Raw genomic sequence first — 25,342 nt, 5'->3', positions numbered from 1 at the left:
GGCCGCATGGGAGCTGTCCGAATGTTGAGCGGAAGCGCCTTCACTACTTTTCTTAGCGGCATTGCTTTTCTTGTCTGACTTGCTTGCCGTGCCCGACGTTTTGTTGGTGCTCGTCGAACCCGACTTTTTCGCATCGGTCTTGAGCGCCGAAGGCTTGACTTCTTTGTTGGGCTGTTCCCTGGCTTCACCCAAGCCGCCTTTCCCGGCGCTCATTTCGGCCGAAACCAGCTCCTTGCTTGTCGTGCTATCAGCATTACTGCTGCTCGAACTCATCGGGCTGCCGGAACCCGGATTGTTTCCTGCTTGGCTACCTGAAGGCAGGCTTGAAGAGGAGGAATTGGTTGAGGAAGCGGATGTCTTTTTTTGTTCATTTTCCATGGCAGGGTGGGGTTACTGATGGTAGAATGATGAATAACAGACTGGTAAATAATACGCCTGTCCCCTTATACCGTTTAGATAAGCTGAGTGTAAGTTCTTGGTTATTTGCACTTTTCAAATCCACTTAGCTACTTACTGCCTGTTTGGAGCAGTCGGTTTTCATTTTTTAAACAGGAATCAACAACAGTATTTTACCAAGCTCAAGCATTACGAATAGCTTGTCGAAGCCTACTGTTCTGCTACCATGCCACTCACTTGGCGCCTCAACCCAGGCTGGACAGATAAGGCAACCCCACGTCTGTTTTAGGAGTAAAGAGAGGCATTACCGATTCTCCCATTTCTTACCTTAACTTCCTTTTCCTATGGATTCCAAAGTATTGCAAGCCGGCCTCAACGAACTGATTGAAACCCTGAAGGACGGCCAGAAAGGCTACGCCGAGGCAATGACCGACGTAGAGGGCGCCGACCTGAAAGACCTCTTCAAAAAATACGCGGCTCAGCGTTCCAGCTACATCACCGAGCTGGAAGACCAGATGTTCAAGCTCGACCTGAAGCCCGACGAGGAGTCGTCCATCACCAGCGCCGTACACCGCGCCTTCATCAACCTGAAGGGTATGATAACCGGCAAAGACCGCCATGCCATTCTAGCCGAGTGCGAGCGGGGTGAAGATTACGCCAAGGCGGCTTACGAGAAGGCCATGAAAATGCAGGATATTCCAGCTACGCTCAAAACGGTTATCGACAAGCAGGCGGCGGGCATCAAGCAGGCCCACGACGAAATCCGCAATCTGCGCGACGCCTCGAAGTAGGTTTTAAGTGCAGCACCCAAAGAAGCTGCCAGGTTTGGTTTCGGCCTGAAACCAAACTGCAAAACGCCCCCATCTGAACAAGGTGGGGGCGTTTTGCAGTATAAAAGCCGTTCAGAAACTTGTTGTCAGCCCACGTTGCAGTGGGAGTTCTTCCAGCGCAATGCAGGGGTTAGCCCTGCTCCTGTAGCGTGTCGTATCTGGCGGCCAGTTTGTATCTAAGTGGGTTTTGATCAGCAATATCCTTGGTTTAAATTCTACCAACTGACCACAAACGTAAAAGAGGACGTTTCGGTAGAAACGCCCTCTTTTGAAAAGCTGTGCTGTTAAGCAACGGCAGTTCTTACAGCTGCTGGAGCAATGTTAGTCGTCGCGACGCTTGCCTTTGTAGCCGCCGCCGAAGCTGCTGCCACCGCGGTTGCCGCCGTACGAGTTACCACCTTCGCGGCTGCTTCCATAGCGGTTGCCACCACTATTGCCATACGAGCCGCCGCGGTTGCCACCGCCGTACGAGCTGCCGCCCTCACGCCGGTCGCCGTAGCTGCCGCCGCGGTTGCCGCCGCCGTACGAGCCACCGCCTTCGCGCCGCTCGCCGCCACCGAAACCACCGGGGCCCCGGCGCGGACGGTCGCCGCCACCGCGGTTGCCACCTTCCTGCTGCGCATCTCCCTCCTGAACGGGAGTAGCAATATTGAATGCTACCGGACGGCCCTGGATGGAGCTACGACCAAGCTGTTCGATGATTTCCTGCACGAAATCGTTGGGCACCTCCACGAAGCTAAACTTGTCGTAGAGGGCAATGTCACCCACTTTAGCAGCCGAGAGGCTGGTATTTTCGGCAATCAGGTCCACAATGTCGCGGGGGTGCAGGCGGTCTTTCTTACCCATCGTTACAAACAGGCGGGTGAAGCCGGCGCGGGGCGCAGCCTGGCCGCGGCTGGCGTCGAGGCTTTCCTGGGCCCGCTTGTCTTCCTTCATCGTCATCTTCAGCAGCGCGGCTGCAATGTCGAGGGAAGTAATGCTTTCGTCGATGCTCTGGTCGATCAGGCGCTGTACGCGACTCACGTACTTGTCGAGGTTGCCCTTCTCGATTACCTCCTTAATAGAAGCGAGCATGAGCGTAGTTTTCACTTCCGACACATCCTCAAACGACGGCACGCGCTCCTGCTTGATGGTGGCCTTGGTGAAGCGCATGATGTCGCGCAGCTTGTAGATGTCGCGGCCGCTCACGAAGGTGAAGGCTTTGCCCTGCTTGCCGGCGCGGCCGGTGCGGCCGATGCGGTGTACATAGTACTCTTCGTCGGCGGGCAGGTCGTAGTTTACCACTACTTCCACGTTCTCTACGTCGATGCCGCGGGCAGCTACGTCGGTGGCTACCAGAATTTCGAGCGTGCCCTTACGGAACTTGTCGAGCGTGTTCTGGCGCTGCTGCTGGCCCATGTCGCCGTGCAGGCCCTCGGCGAAGTAGCCCTTGGCCTGCAGGTCGCCCACGATGTCGTCGACCATGCGCTTGGTGTTGGCGAATACAATGCCCGACTTGATATTGTACATATCAATGAGGCGGGTCAGCACGTCCTTTTTCTGCGGACCGCGCACCTCGAAGTAGCTCTGCTCGATGTTGGTAACCGTCATTTCCTGATGGTTCACCTTCACGATTTGCGGCTCCTTCTGGTAGCGCTTGGTCATCTCCATGATGGGCTTGCTCATCGTGGCGGAGAAAAATACCGTCTGGCGCTGCTCAGGCATCTTTTTGAGCACCGTCTCGATGTCGTCGCGGAAGCCCATGTCGAGCATCTCGTCGGCCTCATCGAGGATAATCATTTTGCAGTGCTCCAGCTTAAGCGTGCCACGCTCGATGTGGTCCATCACGCGGCCGGGTGTGCCGATAACAATTTGCACGCCGCGCTCCAAAGCCCGGAACTGACGGTCGTAGCTGGAGCCGCCGTAAATCGGCACCACGGCCAGGCCGCGCTTGTACTTGCCGAGTTTCTGGATTTCGCCCGATACCTGCACCGCCAGTTCGCGGGTAGGGCAGAGCACGAGGCACTGCACTTCGCGCGAGTCGGTGTCGACCAGCTCGATGGCGGGGATAGAGAAGGCGGCCGTTTTGCCGGTGCCCGTCTGGGCCTGGCCGATAACGTCGCGGCCACCGAGCAGGGCTGGAATAGCGCCGGCCTGGATAGGCGAGGCTTCTTCGTAGCCTACTTCGGTAATGGCACGCTGCATTTCTTCAGAAAGCGTCAGCTCGCTGAACTTGGTTTTTTGGGTTTCCTGTTCCATATCAGTGTTAATGGAGTGAGAGAGATAAGCTCTGAAAACAGCGGATTCAGCGACGCTCTTCTCCCACTCTCTCCACAACGACGAGTGACGGAACAACGGACGGAAGACAAAGCCGGCCCAACAAGTTTCTATAGGCAGCTCGAAGCTGCGCGGAACGTGGCCGTTCTCAAATGCGGGTGCAAAGGTAGGGTTTTTTAACGGGAAAAGCGAATAATGATTGGCAATCAATGATGACAGACGCTTTTATCCAAATTAGTCCCAGTCTCAACCCCAACCAAAAAAGCAGGCTCCCTAATAGGGAGCCTGCTTTCTATGCTATCTAAAAAGAAGGTCGCTTAGGCGAGCTTTACTTTAACAGCGTTAGGACCTTTGCGGCCCTGGGCGATTTCGAACTCAACTTTGTCCTGGTCGCGGATTTCGTCGATGCACTCGGTTACGTGTACGAAAACGTCTTCGCCGGTCTCGTCCACTTTGATGAAACCAAAACCTTTGGTCTCGTTGAAGAATTTTACAGTTCCTGTCTGCATGGGTACTCTTGATGATGATGGATGTTTTGTAGCAAGAAAAGCTGTCTGAGCTTGATTGGCGCATCTTTTGACAGAAACACAACCGGGCAACGAAACCGCTTATTCTTAACTTGCATCAAATATACAGGTATATTTTAGAAGTAAGCCTCCGGCGCAACGTCAAGTGTTAAATTTTAGTGTGTCAGAGGCCGTTGCCTCTGGCTGCCCGGCGGGCAAATAACGGCGCGAAGCTACAGCCCACCTGCCGTACCTTTGGCCGCTATGGATACGCCCGCCACCCCCGCCTTCCGCTTCGCCCATACCCTCACGGTGCAGCCCGCCGACATCGACGACCTCGACCACGCCAACAACGTGCAGTATGTGCGCTGGGTGCAGGACACGGCCGCCGCGCACTGGCAGGCCGCCTACCCGCCCGGCACGCCCGGCCACTCTTATATATGGGTGGTGCGCGAGCACCGCATCCAGTACCGCCACCCGGCCCTGCTACACGACGAGTTACGCTGCACTACCTGGATTGGCGAGGTACGCGGCGCCCAGTGCCAGCGCTTCGTGCGCATCGAGCGCGCCGCCGACGGCAAGCTGCTCTGCGAAGCCGAGACGCAATGGGTGCTGCTGGACCCCATCAGCAAGCGGCCTCTGCGCATTGAGGCCGGGATGCGGGACTACTTGTGGGGGCCGGTACAGCAGCCCCTATAATAACTATCTTGCGCGGGCTTCGCCCTTCCTTCCTGCTTTCCAAGCACCATGCGTATTTCTGTATTTACCCTCATAAGCTCGGCAGCTACCACGCTGCTGCTGAATGGCTGCAACTACGCCAAATCCAACCAGCAGGTAGTTGTATCGGACGACTGCGGCAAAAAATGGGAGCTGATAGCCGCTGGCAATGCCGTACCCAAAGGCACTATGAACCCCTGCTTTATGAAGGTCGTCATCCCCAACTTCCCTATGCAGGGCGACAGCCGCTTTATCACTAACCTGAAAGACCGGGTGCGGGCCGCCGTCCACATCGATTACGATTACTCTATTATCGACCCGCTGGTATTTATCCGGCAGGCTAAGTTTCTGGGCAAGGCCAATGCCGATGCCGACAGCGAAGATGCCCTAAACCCACGGGCCTTCGAAGGAGCGGAGAACGTAGTTATTGATAAGCGCATCCGGGATGTGAGCAAGGCCCTTTTTCTGAACGAGGACATTGTGGAGCTGGACCAGGCTGACATCGAGAACGACTTGTTGCTGCAATCCAATAAGGTGCTGGAGCCCCTAGGCGTACACCTGAATTTTATTACGCTTACGTTCGATTTGGACGATCAGACCCGTCAGGCCATCGACGTATCAACGGCCATGAAAATTTACGAAAGCCGCAACCTAGCTGATATAGGCCGGCAGGTGATGGTGGCGCGCGCCGGTGCCGCTAAGGTAGCCGTTGAGGCCCCACCCTCCGCTCCGGCTCAATCTGCTGAGGAGAAGTAGGGCCCTTTATACCTTTGGTATTTACTCGTTCCCTCCATGCCCTCAAAGCCCACCTTCCGCATTTACTCCTCCTCGGCTGGCTCGGGCAAAACCTACCAGCTGACCAAGGAATACCTGAAGCTGGCGCTGGGCTCAGAGGAGGCGGGCTACTTCAAAAGCATTCTGGCCATCACGTTCACCAACGACGCAGCGGGCGAGATGAAGCAGCGGATACTGGGGGCGTTGCGGCAGTTTGCGCGCCTGCCCGAGGGCCAGCACGACCCACTGCTGGCCGATATTGCTCAGGAGCTAGCCGCCGAGGGGCCGCTGGCCCACCTGGAAGCGGCCGAAGAGCGCGAGCGGGTGCTGCGCGAGCGGGCGGCGGCCACATTCCGGCTGGCGCTCTACCACTACGCCGACTTTGCGGTAAGCACCATCGACTCGTTTGTACAGCGAATTGTCACGGCCTTTACCCGCGAGTTGGGGCTGCCGGCCACGTTTGAGGTGGAGCTGGACAGCTCCCTGGTACTGCAGGGCGCGGTGGCCCTGGTGCTCGATCGCGTGAACCGTGACCCGAACGCCGAGCTGCTGTCGCGCACCATTTCCGATTTTGCGCTTAATAAAGCGGAAGAAGGTAAGAGCTGGAACAACCTGCCCGAAGAGTTGGTCGAGTTTGGGCAGTTTTTGCTGAGCGAGCCGGTGCACGAGGCCATGCAGCAGTTGCAGGTACTGAGCCTGGCCGATTACCGGCGGCTGCATGAGGGTCTGCGGGCCCGACAGCGCGAAATTGAGGCGCTGGTGCAGCAAACGGCCGCCCTGGCTCTCGACGCGCTGGCCGACGCCGGGCTGCAGGCCGAGCACCTGGCCAGCGGCACGGGCGGCGTCTTCGGCCACTTCCAGAACTGGCGCCGCTGGCTGGAGGCTCCGGCCAAGGACGCCAGCTTCCCGACGGCTACTGCCCTCAAAACCGTGGAAACCAACGTCTGGTACAGCGGCAAGGCCAAAACCGGGCCGCTGCGGGCGGCCGTCGACGCAACCGCGCCGGTCCTGACGGACGTTTTCGAGCGCCTCCAGGAGATTCGGGCGCGGCTGCTGCCCAGCTACCTGCTGGCGGCCGGCATGCTCCCCTACGTGTTTCAGGTGAGCTTGCTGAGCGAGCTGAGCAAGGCCGTGGAGCAGCTCAGCCGCGACCGGAACGTGGTGCTGATTGCCGAATTCAACCGCCGTATTGCCCAGATTGTGCTGCACGAGCCGGTACCGTTCCTGTATGAGCGCATGGGCGACCGGTACCAGCACCTGCTGATTGACGAGTTTCAGGACACCTCGGTGCTGCAGTGGAACAACCTGCTGCCGCTGGTGGAAAACGCGCTGGGCAGTGGCCACCTGAACCTGGCCGTAGGCGACGCCAAGCAGGCCATTTACCGCTGGCGGGGCGGCGAGATGGAGCAGATTCTGCGCCTGTACAAAAAGGAAACCAGCCACCTCTACGACCGGGTGCCCGCCCCCGAAACCCGCCAGCGCCTGGCCGACCGCTACCAGACTATCACCCCCGCCCTGGAGGCCCGCAACCTGAACGTGAACTACCGCTCGGGCCGCGACATCATTGAGTTCAACAACGCCTTTTTCGGCCACGTAAGCGCCACCCACGCCGCGCTGCCGCTGGTGCAGAGCCTGTTTGATGCGGACTTCACCCAGCAGAGTCCGGTCGGCAGCGCGGCGGCGCGGGCCCACGTGGAGCTGCTGTTTACCGACAACGACGCGCCCGCCACCCGCTACGATGCGGACCAGGGCACCTTCATGCCCGAACCGCTGCCCGGCTACCTGCCCGGCCAGACCCTGGACTACGCCGAAAGCACGCTCTACCTGACACTGCAATTGGTGCAGCAGGCGCTGGCCGACGGCTACCGGCTGCAGGATATTGCCGTGCTCTGCCGCACCCGCGGCAACAGCCGCCGCACCGCCAAATTCCTGAAAGAGCGGGGCTACAACATCATTTCGGCCGATTCGCTGTCGTTGGAGTTTGCCGAGGTGGTGAACCTGCTGGTGGCCGTGTTCCGGGTGCTCAACCGGCCCGCCGATACGCTGGCCCGTGCCGAAGCCCTGCTGCTGGTTGACCGCGTGGTGCGCGGCCACGCCCCCACCCCCAACCGGGCCCGGCGTTGGGCCGAACTGGCCAACGATGCGTCGGCCGAGCCGTTTTTTGAGGAGCTGCGCGCCCTGGGTTACGACCTTCGGGAGAAAGAAACCGGCAATCTGGGCCTGTATGAGCTGACCGAGCGGCTGCTGGGCCTGTTTGGGCTGCTCGACAGGGCGGCGGAGCGCGAGTACCTGTTCCGGTTTCTGGACCTGACGCTGGAGTACAGCCTGCGCTACGGCAACAACCTCAACAACTTCCTGGCCTACTGGGACCAGAAGAAGAGTAGCCTGAGCATCAATGCCCCGGCCGGCCGCGACGCGCTGACTATTACCACGGTGCATAAGGCCAAGGGCCTCGCTTACGGCGTGGTGATTGTGCCGTTTGCCGATTGGTCGCTGCAGCCGTTTGCGGGCACGCTACTCTGGGGCCGGCTGCCCGAGGTAGCCGACCGCCCGGTGGCCGAGATGCCCGGCGTGGCCGTGCTCAACCAGAAGCAGGACCTGCTGCTCACGCCCCTGGCCGCCCAGTACACCGAGGAACTGGAAAAAACCTTTCTGGAGGGCCTCAACATGCTCTACGTGGCCTTTACCCGCCCAAAGCACCGCCTCTACGTCATCAGCAAAAAGCCCAAGCCCACCAAAGCCAACAGCAAGGCCGACGGCGAAAACGCCTCCGAAAAAACGGCCGGCACAGTGGCCGAGCTGCTGCACCGCTACCTGGTAAGCACCGGCCACTGGAACGATGAGCAGATGGCCTACACGTTATCTTCTTCAACTGATAGCTTAGAGCTGTTAGCGGGTAGTTCTTCGGCCAACAAGCAAACGAGCCAAAAACCAACAACTGACAACCAACAACTGACAACCAGCAACCAGCTCCTGCTCACCAACCTCACCAGCACGCCTTGGGAGCAGCGGCTGCGGCTGCGGCGGCATGCCAATACCGTATTCGATTTCGATGAGCAGCAGGAGCAGCGCGAGTGGAACCGCCGCCTGCACTACGCCCTGCGCCGCGTACGGCAGGCCACCGATGTAGAGCGCGTGGCGGCCCAGCTCGCGGCCGAGGGCCTTATCAGCCTCCAAGAGCGCCCCGCGCTGCTGGCCAAGCTGCGCGAGGTAACCAACGATGCGCGGCTTGCGCACTACTTTGGCCCCCAGGTGGCGGCCGAGGCCGAGCGTGAAATTCTGGTGGGCGGCACCCGCAAGCAGGACTACAAGCCCGACCGCATCGTGTTCGAAACCACCCCCGACGGCTCGGGCCGCCGCGTAACGCTGCTCGATTTCAAGCTGCCGCCCGCCGAATACCGGCACCGCGTGCCCCTGCAGCAGTACGCCGCCCTGTTCCGGCAGCTGGGCTTCGAGCAGGTGCGCTGCGTGCTGTATTATTTCGATACCCAAGAAGTGGTGGAGTGGGAGGCGTGAGGCGGGGCGGTGAATGGGTGAAGGAGCGAATTGTTCTGTCATCCTGAGCGGAGCGAAGGACCTTATCGCATAAAACAAGCAGGCTTGGCTATTCAGGCGTGATAAGGTCCTTCGCTCCGCTCAGGATGACAGTTCTTTTCACCCACTCACTCATTCACCCATTCACTCATTCGCCGCCCCGCCACCGCCTACCTTTACGGCCCGCTCGTTTTGCCGCTTTCATGGAACCCACTGCTGCGCCTGCGCCCCGCTCGGCCCTGACTTTCATCTTTATTACGCTGTTGCTGGATGTGACGGGCATCGGCATCATTATTCCCGTCATCCCGAAGCTGATTCAGCACCTGACTGGTGGCTCCGTGAGTGAGGCGGCGCAGGTGGGCGGCTGGCTGGTGTTTGCCTACGCCGTGATGCAGTTCCTGTTTTCACCGGTGCTGGGCAACCTCTCCGACCAATTTGGGCGGCGGCCGGTGCTGTTGTTCTCGCTGCTCGGCTTCGGCATCGATTACCTGTTTCTGGCCTTCGCGCCCACCCTGGCCTGGCTGTTTGTGGGCCGGGCCATTGCGGGCATCACCGGGGCCAGCGTCACGACGGCCTCGGCCTACATTGCCGACGTATCGACGCCCGAAAACCGGGCCCAGAACTTCGGCCTGATTGGCGCCGCGTTTGGGCTGGGCTTCATTCTGGGGCCGCTGATGGGCGGGGTGCTGGGCGAATACAGCCACCAGCTGCCGTTTCTGGCCGCTGCGGGTCTCACGCTGCTCAACGTGGTATACGGCTACTTCGTGCTGCCCGAATCGTTGCCCCTGACGCGGCGGCGGGCGTTTGCCTGGAAGCGGGCCAACCCTATCGGCAGCCTCCGGATGCTGGGGCGCTACCCCGTTATTCTGGGGCTGGTGGCTTCGCTGCTCTTCCTTTACGTAGCTGCCCACTCCACCCAAAGCACCTGGACGTACTACGTAATGGAGAAATTCAGCTGGAGCGAGAAGTGGGTGGGCTACTCGCTGGCCACCATTGGGCTGCTGGTGGCCGTTGTGCAGGGTGGGCTCATCCGACGCATCAACCCGGTGCTGGGGCCCCAACGGTCGGTGTACTGGGGGTTGCTGCTGTATGCGCTGGGCTTCGTGCTGTTCGCATTTGCCAGTAAGGGCTGGATGATGTTCGCCTTTCTGGTGCCTTACTGCCTGGGCGGCATTGCCGGCCCGGCTTTGCAGGGCATTATCTCGGGCCAGGTGCCGGCCAACGAGCAGGGCGAGCTGCAAGGGGCCCTCACCAGCCTGATGAGTCTCACCTCCATCGTAGGCCCGGTGCTCATGACAAGCCTGTTCTCCTACTTCACCCGCCCCGCGGCCCCGGTGTATTTCCCCGGCGCGCCCTTCATTCTGGCGGCTGTGCTTACCCTCATCAGCGTGGCGCTGGCCGCCCGCTCACTGGCGACCTACGTCGCGCCGGCAACCAGCGAATCAGCCAACACCTGACCCCTGCGCGCAACTGGGCCCCAAACTTTAGGCCGGGCCCCGGTTGTGCGGAAGAGTTAGTCACTTCTTTCCCAACAGCTTTTTCAGACCCTCTAAAGCCTCGGGTACGGCCAGGGCCAGCGAGGCCACGGAGGCCACCGTGGCTACCTGACAGTAGAAGCACAGGGCCTTGTTTTCCTGCCATTCCTCCCGGCCCAGCTTCACGGTGTTGAGCACGTCGAAGAGCACTTTAGCACCCATTGCCACGGGCAGCAGGGGCTTGTCGGTGGCGCGGGTGAGGCCGCCGGCCCCGGCCAGCGCGGCCGTGAGGCCGTAGGTGACAATCATAGGCAGCGCGTCGGGCGTATCGAGGCGCTTGTAAGCGTAGTCGGAGGCATCTACTTTGTCGGAGTTGAAGGGGCCTACGGGCGGGTCGGGCAGGTGGTGGATGAGGCCGGTCTGGTAGAGGCTCACTATTTGGCCAGCGGCTACGCCCACCAGCGAGAGGCCGATTATCCAGCGGCGGCGGCTCATATCGGGGCTCTGGCCCAGGCGGAGTTCGTGGCTGAGTTGGGTAGGGTTCATAGGGGCAAAATTTGGTGAAAAACGTATAGGAACAGGCCGTACAGGGGCCATAGGCCAACATTGGCAATAATTTCGCCTACGCATCAGGTAGGAACCGAGTTTCGGTAGACTCCGAGCTACAGCCCGGGTGCCGCCTGGGGCGGCGGGCCGCTAGGGTTGTAGCGGGCAGCACGGTATCTTTACTGAACATGAAAACCGAATCTGCCGCGCTGCTCCCCGACCTGCCCCTGTTTACTGCCCCCGCTTCTATCCCTGCCACCCCTCCCGGCCCCGATGCTACGCCTTTCCTGACCCGGGTGGCGCGCGAGCTGGTGGCCCAGTACGGCGGGCCCGGCGGCGAGCTGTCGGAGCTGGTGGTGGTGGTACCTACACGGCGGGCGGTGGTGTATCTGCAGAACGAGCTGAGCCTGGCCGCCGAAGCCGGGCAGGCCGTGTGGAGCCCGCGGGTGGCTTCGATGGAAGACTACATGGTGGAGCTGGCCGGCGTACGCGTCGAGGAGCCGATTGCCCTGCAGCTGCTGCTGTTCGAGATTCTGCAGGACATCGACCCGCAGCTGGATTTCGACCAGTTCGTGGGCTGGTCGGCGCTGCTGCTGCAGGACTTTTCGAGCCTCGACCAGAACCTGGCTTCGCCCCGCAAGGTATTCGAGTACCTGAGCCAAGCCAAGGCGCTGGAGCGCTGGGATTTGGGCGCCGAGTATCAGCCCCAGGCCAGCACCACAGCCTACTTCCGCTTCTGGGACGACCTCGACAAGGTGTACCTGCGCCTGAAAAAGCGCATGCGCCGCGACCGGCTGGCCTACCCCGGCCTGGCCTACCGGCTGGCCCAGCGCCGGGTACGCGAGCAGCTGGAGGCGGGCGAAACCCTACCCCGGCACGTGTTCGTGGGCCTGGGCTTTTTGTCGAAGGCGGAAGAGCGGCTTATCCGCCACCTGCGCAAGGCCCGGCGGGCCGAGGTGTTTTTCGACGGCGACGCGTTCTACCTCGAGCCCGGCTCGCCCAACCGCGCCGGCCAGCACCTGCGCCAGTACCAGGAACGGCTCGATTTGCCCTGGGAAAACTTCGGTGGTCCGGCCGAGCTGCTGCGTCAGCTGCCGCGCACGGTGCGGCTGGTGGGCGTGGCCAACTCCTCGATGCAGGGCAAGCTGGCCGGCCAGCTGCTGGCCGCCGCCCGCCAGGCCAACCCCACCGCCAAAGTAGCCGTGGTGCTGCCCGACGAAACGCTGCTGCTGCCCGTGCTGCACGGCCTGCCCCCGCGCGAGGTGCCCGAGTACAACGTCACGATGGGCCTCAATTTCCAGAGCACGCCCCTGTTCAACCTCGTGGATCTGCTGTTTGAAGTGCACCTGACCGGTGTGCGCGAGGGCTCGCAGGAAACCGGCTACGGCGTGCCCCGCTACCACCACCTGGCCGTGAGCAAGCTGCTGCAACACCCGTTTCTGCGGCGTTACCAGACCTGGCTCGACAAGCAGCCCGATACGCCCGAAACCCAGCAGGGCCTGCTCGATAAGGTGTGCCGCGCCATTGTGCAGCGTCACGCGGTGCTGCTACCGGCCGAGGAGCTGGTCGAGCTGGGTCAGGGCCACCCGCTGCTCACGGCCCTGTTTGCCACCTGGAACAACTGCGACGATATTGTAGCCGCCTGCCAGACGCTCATCGACCTGCTCAAAAAGGCCTACCAGGACCAGCATTCGGCCATCGAGGCCGAGTATCTGTATCTGTTCTATACGCTCATCAAGCGGCTGCACTCGGTGTTCGACTGCCGGGAGCAGCGGCTGTCGGTGCGCTCGTTCCGGCGGTTTTTGTACGAGCAGATGCGCAACACCCGCCTGCCGTTCAGCGGCGAGCCGATTGCCGATGTGCAGGTGATGGGCCTGCTTGAAACCCGCGCCCTCGACTTCGACCACGTTATCATCCTGAGCTGCAACGAGAACGTACTGCCGGCCCCCAAGCGCCACAGCTCCCTGTTTCCGTACGATGTGCTGACCACCTTTGGCCTGCCCACCTACGCCGACCACGAGGCCGCCACCGCCCACCAGTTCTGGCGCCTGCTGCAGCGCGCCAGTCAGGTCGATTTGCTGCACATTCTGCCCGGCGCCGAGGGCACCCGCACCGGCGAGCGAAGCCGCTTCCTGCTGCAGCTCGAAAACGATTTGGCCCTGCAGAACCCGCAGCTGGAGCTGCTGGATTTGACCGTAACGGCTGATGAGTTGTCAGTTGATAGTTGTCAGTTGTCAGTTACTGACGGTGGTTTCCCGGCAGGTACAGACAAAGTGGGCCTGACAACTGACAACCAGCAACAGACAACTGATTTGGTGCTGGAGAAAGACGCCGGAATGCTGCTGGCGCTGCGGGAGCTGCTTACGAAAGGCCTCTCGCCTACGGCCCTCAACCAGTACCTGGGCTGCTCGCTGCAATTCTATTTCCAGCGGATTGCCAAGTTCAAGGAAAACCAGGAAGTAGAAGAGGTGCTGGACTCGGCCGAATTCGGGACGGCCGTGCACGATGCATTGGAGGAGCTGCTAACGCCGTTCGCGCAGATTATCCGCCGCAAATCGGCGGCTACGGCGGCCCCGCCCCTTACAGCCGCCGATGTGCCGGGCTTGTTGGCGCTGGCCCCCATCATGGTGGCCAAAGCCCTGCGCAAGGAAGAAACCGGCCGCCATGCCCGCGCCGATGAGGGCCTCAACCACGTGCTGGGTCAGGTGGCCAAGCAGCTGGTGCGGCGCTACCTCGAAAGCCTGCTCGAAGCGCCCGACGCCCTACCCTTGCATATTCAGGGGCTGGAGGAGGAACTGCATGCGACTGTGTTCGTGACGCTTGTGGAGGGCGAAAAGCTGGCCGTACGCCTGCTAGGCAAGGCCGACCGCGTAGACCAGCTGCCTAACGGCGACCTGCGGGTAGTGGATTATAAGACCGGCCTCGTCGAGAAGTCGCACCTGCAGCTGCTCAAGCGCAACGAAGCGCCAGCCGCGGCCGTTGAGCGTCTGCTCACCGAGGCTACCCCGGCCGCCGATAAGGTGCGTCAGCTCTGGCTCTACCGCTTCATGCTGGCCCAGCAGGGCCGCCCCGCCGCCGACGCGGCCATCATCTCGCTGCGCAACCTGGCCGCCGGCCCTATGTCGGCCGATATGGGCTTCCTGACGGCTGAGGGCCAGGATTTCAACCGCCACAGCGAGGAGCTGCTGAGCCAGCTGGTGCGCCGCATGCTCGACCCCGAAGAGCCCATCCGCAAAACCGACGACCTTGATAAGTGCCAGTACTGCGCCTACCGCGGCATTTGCGCTCGGTAGCTTTTACGCCCCAACCTGCTGATAACGCCGGTGCCACTCGCGCCAGAACGCCGCGTACCCGGCAGCATCTTCTGGGTCGGTTGGCAGCTCTTTAGGCTTGCTGGTTTGATAGAAGGCATGAACTTCATCCACAAATTGCAGCACAGTATGCTGGTATTCCTGGCTGGTTATAACGACTTGGGCGCCTTCGGGAGGAGTCAATATTACTCCTCCCGCGGTATTCTCTACCGACCAGTCGACACCATTCGGGCAGCCAAATACCAGTACGTCGCCGGAAATATCATCGGGGTTGGGCCACATGGCGAAGCCACAGCAGGGCAGCAGTTGGTCGCCGACGGGGGCGGCGGGCGTGTGGTTGAGGGTGAGCGTACGCAACAGAAACAGGGCCGTTGCGCTTACTGTCCAGCTTGAGCCACTGGCGTCCGAAACAACGGTATTTCCGATTCGGGCCAGCACCTGGCCGTGTGCGCACAGGTCCTGCTCTTCCTCCATATTTTCCAGCCAGCCAATGTTTAGCAGCCGTAAGTCAAACTGATTTTTCATATCCAATCAACTTTGCCAACTGGCGAAGATACCTTTGCGGCTCACTTACGACCCCAATCACCATGGACGAATTTATGCAGGCTGCCATTGATGAGGCGCGCCAAGGCCGCCAGGAAGGCGGTATTCCGATTGGCTCGGTACTCGTGCGTAACGGCCAGCTAGTGAGCCGCGGGCGCAACAAGCGCGTGCAGGAGGGCAACGCCATCAAGCACGGCGAAATGGACGCCCTGATGAACGCCGGCCGCCAGCGCACCTACCGCGACACGGTACTCTACACCACCCTGATGCCCTGCTTTATGTGCGCCGGCACCATTGTGCAGTTCAAAATTCCGAAAGTAATCGTGGGCGAGTCGCGCACCTTTGGCGAGTCGAAAGCTTTCCTCGAAAGCCACGGTGTAGAGGTGGAAATTCTCGACCTCTACGAGTGCGTACGCATGATGGAGCGCTTCATCGAGGAGGAGCCCGAGCTTTGGAACGAGGACATCATGGAGCTGTAGAAATCGGGGCGGGGAAACGGGGCAGAATGTGACGGAACGCTCAAACGTGCGTAAGTAGCATCTGGCAGACCCTCCTGCCCGCTCTATATTAGCACAGCAAGCATACCATAGCATGGCCACGCCCGACTCTACCACTCCATTCGCCGCCACCAAAAAATGCCCGCACTGCGGCCGCTGGACCGAGTGGCAGCAGCGCCCCACCGACCGTTGCCAGCACTGCGGCCAGGAGCTGGAGCCGCACCGCGCCGCCGCCGATGAGCACCGCCAGCAGCAGGCCGACGCGCCCCTCTCCGACCGCCTGATGCTCATCGAAATCAAGCCCGACGACAACCCGGTCATCAAGTTTTTCAAGTACATCATCCGGGGCGGGCAACTGGCTTTTGGGGCCCTCATGGCCTTTTTCGTGTGGCTGGTGACGGTGGCGGCCGGATGAGTGGCGGCCGGATGAGTGGTCGTCGCCGGCTACCGGCCGAGTTGCGCCACCCGCTGTTTGTGGCCGGCGTGGCCATTTACCTGGCACTCATCCTGTACAAAACCGGCAGCCCACTGGTGGCCGGGTGGCCCCGCCCCCCGGCCCTGCTGCGCGCCCACCTCGCCGACGCGCTGGCCCTGCCGCTGCTACTTACGCTGGAGCTGTGGCTGCTACGCCGCTACTACTTCCGTCGGCCGGCCTTTGTGCTGCCTACGTCCTGGGTGTTCAGCACCTGGCTGGTATTCAGCCTGTGGTTTGAGGGGTTGCTGCCCTACCTGGATGCCCGCGCCACCGCCGATTGGCGCGACGTGCTGGCTTACGCGTTGGGCGGGCTGGTATTTGGTTGCTGGCTGAACCGGCCGGCGGCCCCGCTTGCCTAACCCCGCACCCCGCCGGCCCGCTTGCCCGTATAGAGCGTATTCAGGCCCCGCTGGCACCTCGCCAACGGGGCCTTCCGTTGCCTTCGGCCACTGCCGGCTTATGTCTGTTTTGGGCTTCCGGTTCACAGCTTCTTATCGTTATGACCACCGACTTCCACCACATCCTGCTTGCCTATTGGGAGCAGTTTCTGTTTGTACTACCCAAGTTGCTGATTGCGCTGGTACTGCTGGCGGTGGGCCTGTTCGTGGCCGGCCGGCTTAGCGCGCTGCTCAGCCGCCGCCTGCACCGCCGCTCCGCCGACCCGCTGCTGGCCGATTTCCTGACCCAGATAAGCAAGTGGGTGCTGGGCCTGATTGCGCTGCTGGTAGCCCTGAATGTACTCGGTTTCACGGGCGTGGTGGGTAGTCTGCTGGGCGCGGCGGGCGTGTCGGCCTTCATTGTGGGCTTCGCGTTCAAAGATATTGCCGAGAACTTCCTGGCCGGCGTCATTCTGGCTTTCAACCGGCCGTTTCATATTGATGATACGGTACAGATAAAGGATTTGGTGGGCCATGTGGTGGCCCTCAACCTGCGCACCACGCTGGTTCGCACCTTCGATGGCAAGCACATTTTCCTGCCCAACTCCATGGTCCTCAAGGAGCCCCTTACCAACTACACCCGCGACGGCGACCTGCGCATGGACTTTTTGCTGACCGTGGAGCTGGCGCCTACCGATACGCCGGCCGTGGCCACGGGCATTATCCTCGACTACCTGCAAACCGTGCCCGAGGTACAGACCGGCGCCAAATCACCCTACGTGAACCTGGAAAAGGCATCTGCTACGACCGTCGACCTGCGGGTGTATTTCTGGGGCGACTCGAACGACTACCGCCGGGGCGTGCTGCAGCTTAAAAGCCGCCTGATGCAGCAGGTAAAGCAGGAGCTGGTAGGAGCCGGCCTGAGCGTGCCGGCGCTGACAGGCTAACATACTTGGGGCAAAATAGGCGAACCGAGCGCGCTTTTCGTTAGGTTGCAGAATCCTGCCTGCCGGGCCTTTTTTGCGGCCCTCGCTGCCTATGTCCCAGAACTCCATTCATCGGCTGTTGCTGCCGCTGCTCCTGTGGCGCGTACGCCACATCAGCGACCGGGCCTACCTGATTCTGGTGAGCATTCTGATTGGCGTGCTGGCGGGGCTGGCGGCGGTAGTGCTCAAAACCCTGGTACACGACACGCAGGGGCTGCTCAATGCCTGGGTTGCCCCGCAGTATCAGGTGTTCAGCAGCTCCTTGTACCCTATTATCGGCATTGCCCTTACGGTGCTGTTTACGCGCTATTTCCTGGGCGGCGACCTGGGCCGGGGCATCGGGCCGGTGATATACAACGTGGCCCGCCAGGGCAGCATCGTGCCGCGCAGCAAGCTGTACTCGCAGCTTGTGTCGTCGTTCCTCACGGTTTCATTCGGTGGGTCGGCGGGTTTGGAGGCACCCATTTCGGTTACCGGCGCGGCCATTGGCTCCAACGCCTCGCGGGTGCTGCGCATCGGGCGGAGGCAGCGGCGCCTGCTCACGGCCTGTGGCGCGGCGGGCGGCATTGCGGCCATCTTCAACTCGCCCATTGCGGGGGTACTGTTCGCCGTTGAGGTGTTGCTCTCCGAGCTGTCGGCGGCGTATTTCGTGCCGCTGCTCATCTCCTCGGCCACGGCCACCGTGGTGTCGAAGGCCCTGTACGCGGGCCAGCCCTTCGTGCTCATCACCACCAGCTGGCCCGTCGATGCCGTGCCGCTGTACCTGATGCTGGCCTTGTTTACGGCCCTGCTTTCGGTGTATATGATCCGGGTGTATTTCTGGGCCGACCGGCAGTTTGCCCACTACCCCGGCGTTTTCTGGAAGGTGGTGTTCGGCGGGCTGGCGCTGGGCGGGCTGGTTTTCCTGTTTCCACCGCTTTATGGCGAAGGCTACAACAGCGTGCAGCAGTTGCTGGGAGGCCACTCCGAGCAGCTCGTAAATGGCTCGCTCTTCGATGTGTTCAAAGACCAGAGTGCCTGGCTGGTGCTGCTGGTGGCCGCGGGCAGTATGCTGCTGAAGGTGGTGGCCACCACCATTACCATTGGTTCGGGCGGCAATGGCGGCATGTTTGGCTCGTCGCTGTTTGCCGGGGCGCTGTGCGGCTTCATTTTCGCGCGCCTCATCAATTTAAGCGGTCTGTACCCGATTTCAGAAGTACACTTTATTGTGCTGGGCATGGCTGGCACCCTGGCCGGGGTGGTGCACGCCCCCCTCACGGCCATCTTCCTGATTGCCGAAATAACCGGCGGCTATGCCCTGTTTGTGCCGCTGATGCTCGTTACCTCGGGCTCCTACCTGATTACGCGCTACTTCGAGCCGTACTCGGTGTACACCCGCAAGCTGGTGCAAAAGGGCGTGTACGTGAACCATGACCGCGACCGGGGCCTGCTGGCCCTACTCGACGTGACAAGCCTGCTGCAAACCGATTTCCAACCCGTACGGCCCGACGACACGCTGGGCGAACTGGTACAGACTTTCCGCAACACGTCGCGCAACCTGTTTCCGGTGGTCGATTATGACGACGGAGGCCGGCTGCTGGGGGTGGTTAGTCTCGATGCCGTTCGCCACGCCCTCTTCGACGACGCCCACTACACCACTACCCGCGTACGCGACCTGATGGACGAGCCGCTGGCCATTGTTCGCCCCGATGATACGCTGCTCGACACGCTGCGCTGCATGGAGCAGCTCGATGCCTGGGCCCTACCCGTGCTCGACGCCGACGACCGATACCTGGGGTTCCTGCTCAAATCCACCATCCTGGCCAACTACCGCCGCCAGCTGCTGAAAGACAGCGGAGAGCAAGGAATGTGACGGACATATGGCTAAAATGTGGCTGGAGTGCAGAAAATGAGAAGTGTTGAAACTTGGCGCGTCATCTTACTGTAATTTGCGGGCCCTTTCTTCGCGCCTGTGCGGCACGTTCTGCACATTCAAGCCCCATTTCTCACATTTCGCACATTACTCTTGATTTACCTGTTCACCGATGGCTCCTCGCGGGGCAACCCCGGGCCGGGCGGCTACGGCGCCATTCTGCGCTTTGGCACCCACGAGAAGGAGCTTACCGAGGGCTTCCGCCTGACGACCAACAACCGCATGGAGCTGCTGGCCGTGATTGTGGGCCTGGAAGCCATTAACCGGCCCGAACTGCCTATTATGGTCGTTACGGATTCGCGTTACGTGGTAGATGCGGTGGAGAAAAAGTGGGTGTTCGGCTGGGCCAACAAAGCCGATTTTGGTAAGAAAGCTAACGAAGACCTGTGGCGGCGCTTCATCAAAATATACAAGCAGCGCACGGTACAGTTCCGCTGGGTGCGGGGCCACAACGGCCACCCCGAAAACGAGCGGTGCGACCAGCTGGCCGTGCGCAGCGCCACCCGCGGCCCTCTGCTGATTGACGCGGGCTACGAGGCGCTTGGGTAGGGATTAGGATAAGAACGTCATTCTGCGACTTCGCTCCGCTGCGCTCAGAATGACAATTTCTCTGGCAAGTCATAACTGGCAACCCCAAAATGGCTAACTCCTACTTCCAGTTCAAACAGTTCCGCATCGAGCAGGCAGCCTGCGCCATGAAGGTCTGCACCGACGCCTGCGTGCTGGGCGCCGTGGCTGCTGTGGAAGGGGCAGCGCGGATACTCGACATTGGCACCGGTACCGGCCTGCTGGCCCTGATGGCCGCCCAGCGCAACCCCACGGCTACCATCGAAGCCGTGGAGCTGGATGAAGCAGCAGCAGCACAGGCCGCCGCCAACTTCGCGGCCAGCCCTTGGGCGGCGCGGCTGCACCTGCACGCGCAGCCGCTGGCCCAACTGGCCACCGCCCGCCCCCGGCCCTTCGACCACATCATCTGCAACCCGCCCTTTTTTCGCCGCGCCCTCCGCTCGCCCGACGCCCGGCGCACCACCGCCCGCCACGCCGCCACCGACACGCTGAGCTTCGCCGAGCTGACCCGCTTCGCCGCCGACTTCCTGACACCCACCGGTCGCCTTACAGTGCTGCTGCCGCCGCCCGAAATGCAGGAATTTGAGCGCGAGGCCGCCGCTACAGGCCTGTTTCCGACAACCCGGCTGGTGCTTCGACACCGCGCCACCAGCAAGCCGCTGCGCCATATCATGGAATTCAGCCGACAGCCTACGGCGGTGCAGGAGCAGGATTTACCGCTGCACGAGCCGGACTCCGAAGCCTATATGTCCTGGCTTCGGGGGCGGCTGGGTCCGTTTTATTTGGCGCTATAGGATTATAGGAGCGTTAGACTCGACGCCCTAACGTCCCTGCTGGCTTAGATGAGTGGCAGCAGGGACGTTAGTGCTGCCAGCTTCTGCTGATGCAACTGGCCCAGCAAGTCGGTGGGCAGGCGGGCGAAGTCGGTGGCAGGATAATGGCGCAGCACCCGGCCCTCGGCCAGCACCGTAATTTCGTCGCACAGTTCGGTGAGGGAGCCTAGCAGGTGCGAGGTCAGCAGGATACCGGTGCCCTGCTGGCGTAGGCGGCGCAGCACTTCCATGAGCAGCAGGTTGGCGCTCAGGTCGAGTCCGTTGAAGGGTTCGTCGAGCACGAGGTAGCGGAAATCCTGGACCAGCAACGCCAGCAAAGCGAGCTTCTTCTTCATGCCAGCCGAGTAGTCTTCTGCGTACTGATCGAGGGGTAACTCCAGCAACTCGTTCCAGGCCGCGAGGCTGGGCACCGGCCAGCCGCGGGCCTGCAGGCAGAACTCCACGTACTCGCGGCCAGTGATGCGCGGGTAGAAATAGGGCTCATAGGGCAGCAGGCCGGTGCATTGGCGGATGGGCCGACCGCCGGTTTCGCGCACCGCTCCGCGGTAGTCGGCGTGTAGGCCGTAGAGGCAGTGTAACAGCGTGGTTTTGCCCGCCCCGTTGGCCCCCACCAGCCCGTGCAGCGTGCCCGGCCGCAGTTCTAGGTCGATGTGGTGCAACACGGTATGCGTGCCGAACGCCTTACCCAGTCCTTCGATTGCTATCATATTTTGTACTGAATTGTCTATTGCCGGTTGTGAGTTGCCAGAGGAACCCTTCTTCTGACAATCTTATTCCTGTCGGTACTGCTCCAATCGGCTCCGGCTTTTCAGCAGCAGGCCCAGAAAGCAGGCCAGCAGCAGCGCCAGATAGGCCGGGTTGCTGCCCAGCACCGACATCCCCACCACCACAGCCCCGACCTGCGTGAGGCGGCCCAGCGTGGCGTGCGGATAAAAGGCGTATTTGGCCAGCACAACCATCGTTAGCACGGCGGCGCACCAGCCCAACGCCAGCCCCGTACCGGCTACCCCGGCCGGACCGTTGGCCAGTACGGCTGCTAGCGGAGCCACTGTAAGGCCGAAATACAGCAGCCCCCAGCCTAGCCGCTGCCGCAACCAGGCGCCCGGTGTGCGCATAGCGGGCAGCAACCAACTCCAGGGCTCGGCCGGGCCATAGGTATCAAGCGTGAGCAGCAGCCAGGCCAACACGGCCAGCGCAGGGCCGGTGCTACTGGCGCGGGTGACGATGGCTACCGCCAGCAGCACCAGCCACGCCAGCCCCAGAACCGGCCGGCGGCCCACACTCACCCACTCAAAGGCCACGCTCCGATACCAAGTTGGCCGCCATTGCCGGCTGGCGGACAGAGCCGCGGCCGGTACCAGTGCAACCATTGCTGCTCCAGTTACCGTCAGCAAAGCCGGGCCAACGCGGCCCCAACCCAGTAGCACCAGCGCCACCGGCAAGCTTCCCAGGGCGCATTCCGCCGCCAGCCAGACCCGGAACCCGGGCGCGCTAAGGTGCAAAAAGGGTAAGTCGGCGCGGCGGCGGTGCAGGCTAAGCACGAACAGGACCACTACCAGCGGCACCACCCAAGCCAGTGTAGGATGAGCGGCAGCCGTGAAAAGCGCCCGGGCCGCCGCCAGTCCCAGTAGCGCCCCCAACATCAGCAGCCGCCACCAGCCTAGTTCGCGTAGCTGCCGGCCCAGCAGCCGGGCCCGCAGGCGTAGGTAATAGTGCATAGCGAGTTGGCTTGTCCGGATGCTATAACTCGGACGCTGGGCGCTTATTGTGGCGCGCCCGGAACACGCACTTCTTCCTCCACGAAAGCAATACCATACTCTGCGGCCAGCTCGTCTAGGATTGGCTCGTAGAGTTCCGGCAACGTTGGGATAACCCCCCCCCGCTGCAGCAGCTTCCCGGTGGCCAGCCGCCGCACGGCCATGCCCAGCGGCAGGCCCACGGTTTTGGCCATGGCTGTGTGCATCGCGTCATCGCCCAGCACCACCACCGACGAGTTGCGGCCGTGTAGCTGCCCGTTCAGCTCATACTCAAATTGGTGCTGCATCACAATCATGTCATGGTCGGTGGGGGCCAGCGCCCACTTTTCGGTCAGCCGCTTTTCGAGCAGCTGGGCCGGTGTGGCATTGGCCTGGCCTACCGGCACCTCATCAAACAGCCCCAGCCAGCCGAGTTGCTGCATCTCCGCTGAGTCGGGCATCAGGTTTAGGTGCGCTGCCACGCGGGCTGGCAGCAACTGGCCAGCAGTAGTGGGCAACGGCAGGTAGGCGGCTACCAGTTCGGCCCAGGTAAGGCTGGCGGGGTTGCCCAGTTGCACGTTGTCGTCGGTGAGGCCCAGGCGTACCAGTTGGTGCCAGGCGGTGCAGTAGCCCGGCCGGCGTAGCGTGCCGCGTAGCATAGTATGCACATGGGCTAGCGCATACGGGGCACGGTAGCTGAGCGAGTCGCGGTTGGCGTAGCCCTCAAACTCGCCGAAGCCGGGTACGATTACCGTTTCTAGGCGCGTAAAAAGCTGCTGGTACGGAATGAAGCGCAGCCGGCCCTGCTCGAGGAATTTGGCCGTGCCCTGCCCTGCCAGCACCACATTGCGCGGGTTCCAGGTAAACTTATAGCGCCAGGGGTTGCCCGCCTCGGCCTCGGGGGCCAACAGTCCCCCACAATACGATTTGAACGAGGTAACCCGGCCGCCCTGCGCCCGGATGTCGGCAAGCACGCGCATGGCCGACATGTGGTCGAGGCCGGGGTCGAGGCCGCACTCCATGAGCAGCGTAACGCCCGCCGCCTCGGCTGCCGGCCCCATTGCCCGAATTTCGTCGCTTACGTAGCTGGCCGTAGCCAGGTGCCGCCCGTGCCGCACGCAGGCCCGCGCCACCGGGGCATGAAACAACGCCGGCAGCATCGACACCACCACGTCGGCGTCGGCTACAAGCTCCTCCAGCCGACTCTCATCATGCACATCAAATGGCACAGCCCGGGCATACTCCGAGTGCGCGGCCAGCACCGGCGCCAAATGAGCCGGTTGTACGTCGGCTATGGTTAGCCGCCAGCCTTCAGTGGGAGCGTGGTGTAGCAGATAGTTAATAAGCGAGGAAGCCGAACGGCCGGCTCCCAGCAGCAGAATACGCGCCATAAGTGGGTGATTGGGTGGGGCGGCAAGATAGGGAAACGGGCACTGAGTGCGTTTGAAATCACTCAGTGCCGTATTTTTCGACTATTCTCGCAAAAAACCGTACATTAGTCGCCCCTTTTCACTTTCCCGGGTCCACTTGCGGCACCCGCTCCTTTGCCCTGCATGGCCCACACTCTCACCCTGACCATTACGGCCGACATACTGGCCTCCGAAGCCGATCTGACACCTGCCGAAACGGCCACCTGGCAGGCTGCCCGGGCTGCCACTGCCACCTCCCACTCTCCCTACTCCCACTTCCAGGTAGGCGCGGCGCTACTGCTCGATGACGGCACCACATTCGGGGGGTCCAATCAGGAAAACGCGGCCTATCCTTCGGGCCTGTGCGCCGAGCGCACTGCCCTGTTCGGGCTGGCCGTTTCGCAGCCCCAGCGCCGCATTGTGGGCATGGCAGTAGCTGCCCGCCCCGCCGGTGGCAACTTTGGGCCGGCCAACCCCTGCGGAGCCTGCCGCCAGGTAATGGCCGAGTACGAGCAGCGCCAGCAGCAGCCCATTCCGTTGCTGCTACCCGGCCCCGATGGCGCTATCTACCGCTTCTCCTCCCTCTCCGCCCTGCTTCCCTTCGGTTTCAGTGCCGACGACCTGCCGAAGTTGAAATAGGGCATTGGCAGGTTGATTTTTCAGGTAAAACACTTATTGCAAAGGCTCTGAAAGCAGTATCGGCGGCCCGGAAGGCTATCGGGTGCATCATCCGGTTGTCTGGGTGCTAGCTCGCCGTTTCGCTCTTTATTGCTTTATGGAACACTTGCTTACAGTTGCACGCACGGCCCGCTATCAGCAACTAGGCGAGTTGTCGGCGGCTACGCGGCGGGTGTGGTTTGTAGCGCACGGCTACGGACAGCTGGCGGCCTATTTCGTACGACATTTCGCCCACCTGGTGGCCGCCGACCCGCACTTGGTCATTATCGCGCCCGAAGGATTGTCGCGCTTTTACCTCAACGGCACTGGCGGCCGGGTAGGGGCCACCTGGATGACCAAAGAGAATCGGCTGGCCGAAATCGACGATTATGTGGCTTACCTCAATCAACTGGCAGCCACTATTCTGCCTCGGGTGGCCCCCGATGCGGCCGTTACAGTGCTGGGCTTCTCGCAGGGAGCAGCCACCATTAGCCGCTGGCTGGCCCGCGCGCCATTCCGCCCGGCCCGGCTAATCCTCTGGGCCGGCGCCTTCCCCCCCGATATGGATTTCTCGGTGGCTACCCGCCTGCTGCAGGGCCTGCGCGTTACGCTGGTATGCGGCACCGAGGATGAGTTCATCAAAACCGATGATCTACAGAACCAGCAGGATTTTCTGCGCCGGCTGGGCGTTGAGCCAACGCTGATCCGTTTTGTCGGTACGCATACGCTGGACCGGGAGACGCTGCTGGCACTGGCAGTGTAGAGCTGTATTTTCGGCGCTGCAGAAAACTGGGGCTACTTAAGGCGCCCTCTTACTGAACTTGCAAACTCAGGTTGCGGCGGGCGGTGTAGGGGCGGGGGGGTGTCCCCCCCCCCCCTCCCGCCCCCCCCACAGCAATAGTCTAAACGGCGGGGCGGGAAGACCCCCCCCCCCCCCCCCCCCCCCCCCCCACCGGTCGAGGAAACCCTTATTTTTCCTCTAACACATTGCCGGCCCCGCGCGGT

General features: G+C 61.8%; 23 protein-coding genes. 16 read left to right on the top strand and 7 right to left on the bottom strand.

Annotated features, from left to right (window positions below):
- Window positions 1-70 precede the first annotated feature (70 nt).
- The gene (locus tag J7E24_RS16535; RefSeq protein WP_215139228.1) at window positions 71-397 is read left to right on the top strand and encodes a hypothetical protein; all 327 of its coding nucleotides are present in this window, start codon (window positions 71-73) and stop codon (window positions 395-397) included.
- Window positions 398-740: 343 nt separating this feature from the next.
- Window positions 741-1,187, top strand: a complete 447-nt coding sequence (locus tag J7E24_RS16530) for a PA2169 family four-helix-bundle protein (protein WP_215139227.1) — start codon at window positions 741-743, stop codon at window positions 1,185-1,187.
- 360 nt (window positions 1,188-1,547) lie between these two features.
- Here the strand turns inward: J7E24_RS16530 and J7E24_RS16525 are convergent, their stop codons facing one another.
- Both J7E24_RS16525 and J7E24_RS16520 read right to left on the bottom strand, forming a co-directional pair.
- Window positions 1,548-3,464 (bottom strand): DEAD/DEAH box helicase, encoded by a 1,917-nt coding sequence (locus J7E24_RS16525; protein ID WP_215139226.1) that lies wholly within the window; start codon window positions 3,462-3,464, stop codon window positions 1,548-1,550.
- Window positions 3,465-3,799: 335 nt separating this feature from the next.
- On the bottom strand, window positions 3,800-3,991 hold the full coding sequence (locus J7E24_RS16520) for a cold-shock protein (protein ID WP_019947277.1): 192 nt from the start codon (window positions 3,989-3,991) through the stop codon (window positions 3,800-3,802).
- Between the two features lie 261 nt (window positions 3,992-4,252).
- On the opposite strand from J7E24_RS16520, the gene J7E24_RS16515 reads away from it, so the two are divergent.
- The 4 genes from J7E24_RS16515 to J7E24_RS16500 all read left to right on the top strand — a co-directional run bounded on the left by J7E24_RS16515 (window position 4,253) and on the right by J7E24_RS16500 (window position 10,470).
- On the top strand, window positions 4,253-4,687 hold the full coding sequence (locus tag J7E24_RS16515; RefSeq protein WP_215139225.1) for an acyl-CoA thioesterase: 435 nt from the start codon (window positions 4,253-4,255) through the stop codon (window positions 4,685-4,687).
- 48 nt (window positions 4,688-4,735) lie between these two features.
- Window positions 4,736-5,461, top strand: a complete 726-nt coding sequence (locus tag J7E24_RS16510; RefSeq protein ID WP_215139224.1) for a hypothetical protein — start codon at window positions 4,736-4,738, stop codon at window positions 5,459-5,461.
- A 36-nt stretch (window positions 5,462-5,497) separates the two neighbouring features.
- Window positions 5,498-8,995 (top strand): UvrD-helicase domain-containing protein, encoded by a 3,498-nt coding sequence (locus tag J7E24_RS16505; protein ID WP_215139223.1) that lies wholly within the window; start codon window positions 5,498-5,500, stop codon window positions 8,993-8,995.
- A gap of 221 nt (window positions 8,996-9,216) precedes the next feature.
- On the top strand, window positions 9,217-10,470 hold the full coding sequence (locus J7E24_RS16500; RefSeq protein WP_215139222.1) for a TCR/Tet family MFS transporter: 1,254 nt from the start codon (window positions 9,217-9,219) through the stop codon (window positions 10,468-10,470).
- Window positions 10,471-10,530: 60 nt separating this feature from the next.
- Here J7E24_RS16500 and J7E24_RS16495 read toward each other — a convergent pair whose 3' ends face one another.
- Entirely contained in the window at window positions 10,531-11,034 is a 504-nt protein-coding gene (locus tag J7E24_RS16495; RefSeq protein WP_215139221.1) for a vitamin K epoxide reductase family protein, read from the bottom strand.
- A gap of 188 nt (window positions 11,035-11,222) precedes the next feature.
- Between J7E24_RS16495 and J7E24_RS16490 the strand changes: the two genes are divergently transcribed.
- A complete protein-coding gene (locus tag J7E24_RS16490) occupies window positions 11,223-14,327 on the top strand; it encodes a PD-(D/E)XK nuclease family protein (RefSeq protein WP_215139220.1) in 3,105 nt (1,034 codons plus the stop codon).
- Window positions 14,328-14,330: 3 nt separating this feature from the next.
- On the opposite strand, the gene J7E24_RS16485 is transcribed toward J7E24_RS16490, so the two are convergent.
- Window positions 14,331-14,870 carry a hypothetical protein gene (locus J7E24_RS16485; RefSeq protein WP_215139219.1) on the bottom strand — a complete coding sequence of 180 codons (540 nt, stop codon included), beginning with the start codon at window positions 14,868-14,870 and terminating at the stop codon, window positions 14,331-14,333.
- 62 nt (window positions 14,871-14,932) lie between these two features.
- On the opposite strand from J7E24_RS16485, the gene J7E24_RS16480 reads away from it, so the two are divergent.
- The 7 genes from J7E24_RS16480 to J7E24_RS16450 all read left to right on the top strand — a co-directional run bounded on the left by J7E24_RS16480 (window position 14,933) and on the right by J7E24_RS16450 (window position 20,496).
- The gene (locus J7E24_RS16480; protein WP_215139218.1) at window positions 14,933-15,367 is read left to right on the top strand and encodes a nucleoside deaminase; all 435 of its coding nucleotides are present in this window, start codon (window positions 14,933-14,935) and stop codon (window positions 15,365-15,367) included.
- A gap of 112 nt (window positions 15,368-15,479) precedes the next feature.
- Window positions 15,480-15,800, top strand: a complete 321-nt coding sequence (locus tag J7E24_RS16475; RefSeq protein WP_215139217.1) for a hypothetical protein — start codon at window positions 15,480-15,482, stop codon at window positions 15,798-15,800.
- A complete protein-coding gene (locus tag J7E24_RS16470) occupies window positions 15,773-16,219 on the top strand; it encodes a hypothetical protein (RefSeq protein WP_215139216.1) in 447 nt (148 codons plus the stop codon). The genes J7E24_RS16475 and J7E24_RS16470 overlap by 28 nt, the downstream gene beginning before the upstream one ends.
- A gap of 140 nt (window positions 16,220-16,359) precedes the next feature.
- On the top strand, window positions 16,360-17,184 hold the full coding sequence (locus tag J7E24_RS16465; protein ID WP_215139215.1) for a mechanosensitive ion channel family protein: 825 nt from the start codon (window positions 16,360-16,362) through the stop codon (window positions 17,182-17,184).
- A gap of 91 nt (window positions 17,185-17,275) precedes the next feature.
- Complete coding sequence (locus J7E24_RS16460; protein ID WP_215139214.1) at window positions 17,276-19,075, top strand: chloride channel protein; 1,800 nt, start codon at window positions 17,276-17,278, stop codon at window positions 19,073-19,075.
- A 153-nt stretch (window positions 19,076-19,228) separates the two neighbouring features.
- The gene (rnhA, locus tag J7E24_RS16455) at window positions 19,229-19,684 is read left to right on the top strand and encodes a ribonuclease HI (RefSeq protein WP_215139213.1); all 456 of its coding nucleotides are present in this window, start codon (window positions 19,229-19,231) and stop codon (window positions 19,682-19,684) included.
- 89 nt (window positions 19,685-19,773) lie between these two features.
- Complete coding sequence (locus J7E24_RS16450; protein WP_215139212.1) at window positions 19,774-20,496, top strand: tRNA1(Val) (adenine(37)-N6)-methyltransferase; 723 nt, start codon at window positions 19,774-19,776, stop codon at window positions 20,494-20,496.
- Window positions 20,497-20,540: 44 nt separating this feature from the next.
- Here the strand turns inward: J7E24_RS16450 and J7E24_RS16445 are convergent, their stop codons facing one another.
- The 3 genes from J7E24_RS16445 to J7E24_RS16435 all read right to left on the bottom strand — a co-directional run bounded on the left by J7E24_RS16445 (window position 20,541) and on the right by J7E24_RS16435 (window position 23,662).
- Window positions 20,541-21,242 (bottom strand): ABC transporter ATP-binding protein, encoded by a 702-nt coding sequence (locus J7E24_RS16445; protein WP_215139211.1) that lies wholly within the window; start codon window positions 21,240-21,242, stop codon window positions 20,541-20,543.
- Between the two features lie 63 nt (window positions 21,243-21,305).
- Window positions 21,306-22,253, bottom strand: coding sequence for a hypothetical protein (locus J7E24_RS16440; protein WP_215139210.1), 948 nt, complete (start codon window positions 22,251-22,253; stop codon window positions 21,306-21,308).
- 44 nt (window positions 22,254-22,297) lie between these two features.
- On the bottom strand, window positions 22,298-23,662 hold the full coding sequence (locus tag J7E24_RS16435; protein ID WP_215139209.1) for a saccharopine dehydrogenase family protein: 1,365 nt from the start codon (window positions 23,660-23,662) through the stop codon (window positions 22,298-22,300).
- Window positions 23,663-23,824: 162 nt separating this feature from the next.
- On the opposite strand from J7E24_RS16435, the gene cdd reads away from it, so the two are divergent.
- Both cdd and J7E24_RS16425 read left to right on the top strand, forming a co-directional pair.
- Window positions 23,825-24,319, top strand: coding sequence for a cytidine deaminase (gene cdd, locus J7E24_RS16430; protein WP_215139208.1), 495 nt, complete (start codon window positions 23,825-23,827; stop codon window positions 24,317-24,319).
- Window positions 24,320-24,455: 136 nt separating this feature from the next.
- Complete coding sequence (locus J7E24_RS16425) at window positions 24,456-25,100, top strand: alpha/beta hydrolase (RefSeq protein ID WP_215139207.1); 645 nt, start codon at window positions 24,456-24,458, stop codon at window positions 25,098-25,100.
- Window positions 25,101-25,342: the final 242 nt, after the last annotated feature.

This window comes from Hymenobacter sp. ISL-91 (assembly GCF_018613725.1).
In the GTDB taxonomy this organism is placed as follows: domain Bacteria; phylum Bacteroidota; class Bacteroidia; order Cytophagales; family Hymenobacteraceae; genus Hymenobacter.
Note: the sequence above shows the minus strand (reverse complement) of the source record. Positions and strands in the feature narration are given on the sequence as shown.

Excerpts from the sequence above, each read along its gene's own strand:
- J7E24_RS16530 (WP_215139227.1), top strand. The coding sequence starts at position 741 with ATGGATTCCAAAGTATTGCAAGCCGGCCTCAACGAACTGATTGAAACC.
- J7E24_RS16525 (WP_215139226.1), bottom strand. The coding sequence starts at position 3,464 with ATGGAACAGGAAACCCAAAAAACCAAGTTCAGCGAGCTGACGCTTTCT.
- J7E24_RS16520 (WP_019947277.1), bottom strand. The coding sequence starts at position 3,991 with ATGCAGACAGGAACTGTAAAATTCTTCAACGAGACCAAAGGTTTTGGT.
- J7E24_RS16515 (WP_215139225.1), top strand. The coding sequence starts at position 4,253 with ATGGATACGCCCGCCACCCCCGCCTTCCGCTTCGCCCATACCCTCACG.
- J7E24_RS16510 (WP_215139224.1), top strand. The coding sequence starts at position 4,736 with ATGCGTATTTCTGTATTTACCCTCATAAGCTCGGCAGCTACCACGCTG.
- J7E24_RS16505 (WP_215139223.1), top strand. The coding sequence starts at position 5,498 with ATGCCCTCAAAGCCCACCTTCCGCATTTACTCCTCCTCGGCTGGCTCG.
- J7E24_RS16500 (WP_215139222.1), top strand. The coding sequence starts at position 9,217 with ATGGAACCCACTGCTGCGCCTGCGCCCCGCTCGGCCCTGACTTTCATC.
- J7E24_RS16495 (WP_215139221.1), bottom strand. The coding sequence starts at position 11,034 with ATGAACCCTACCCAACTCAGCCACGAACTCCGCCTGGGCCAGAGCCCC.
- J7E24_RS16490 (WP_215139220.1), top strand. The coding sequence starts at position 11,223 with ATGAAAACCGAATCTGCCGCGCTGCTCCCCGACCTGCCCCTGTTTACT.
- J7E24_RS16485 (WP_215139219.1), bottom strand. The coding sequence starts at position 14,870 with ATGAAAAATCAGTTTGACTTACGGCTGCTAAACATTGGCTGGCTGGAA.
- J7E24_RS16480 (WP_215139218.1), top strand. The coding sequence starts at position 14,933 with ATGGACGAATTTATGCAGGCTGCCATTGATGAGGCGCGCCAAGGCCGC.
- J7E24_RS16475 (WP_215139217.1), top strand. The coding sequence starts at position 15,480 with ATGGCCACGCCCGACTCTACCACTCCATTCGCCGCCACCAAAAAATGC.
- J7E24_RS16465 (WP_215139215.1), top strand. The coding sequence starts at position 16,360 with ATGACCACCGACTTCCACCACATCCTGCTTGCCTATTGGGAGCAGTTT.
- J7E24_RS16460 (WP_215139214.1), top strand. The coding sequence starts at position 17,276 with ATGTCCCAGAACTCCATTCATCGGCTGTTGCTGCCGCTGCTCCTGTGG.
- J7E24_RS16450 (WP_215139212.1), top strand. The coding sequence starts at position 19,774 with ATGGCTAACTCCTACTTCCAGTTCAAACAGTTCCGCATCGAGCAGGCA.
- J7E24_RS16445 (WP_215139211.1), bottom strand. The coding sequence starts at position 21,242 with ATGATAGCAATCGAAGGACTGGGTAAGGCGTTCGGCACGCATACCGTG.
- J7E24_RS16440 (WP_215139210.1), bottom strand. The coding sequence starts at position 22,253 with ATGCACTATTACCTACGCCTGCGGGCCCGGCTGCTGGGCCGGCAGCTA.
- J7E24_RS16435 (WP_215139209.1), bottom strand. The coding sequence starts at position 23,662 with ATGGCGCGTATTCTGCTGCTGGGAGCCGGCCGTTCGGCTTCCTCGCTT.
- cdd (WP_215139208.1), top strand. The coding sequence starts at position 23,825 with ATGGCCCACACTCTCACCCTGACCATTACGGCCGACATACTGGCCTCC.
- J7E24_RS16425 (WP_215139207.1), top strand. The coding sequence starts at position 24,456 with ATGGAACACTTGCTTACAGTTGCACGCACGGCCCGCTATCAGCAACTA.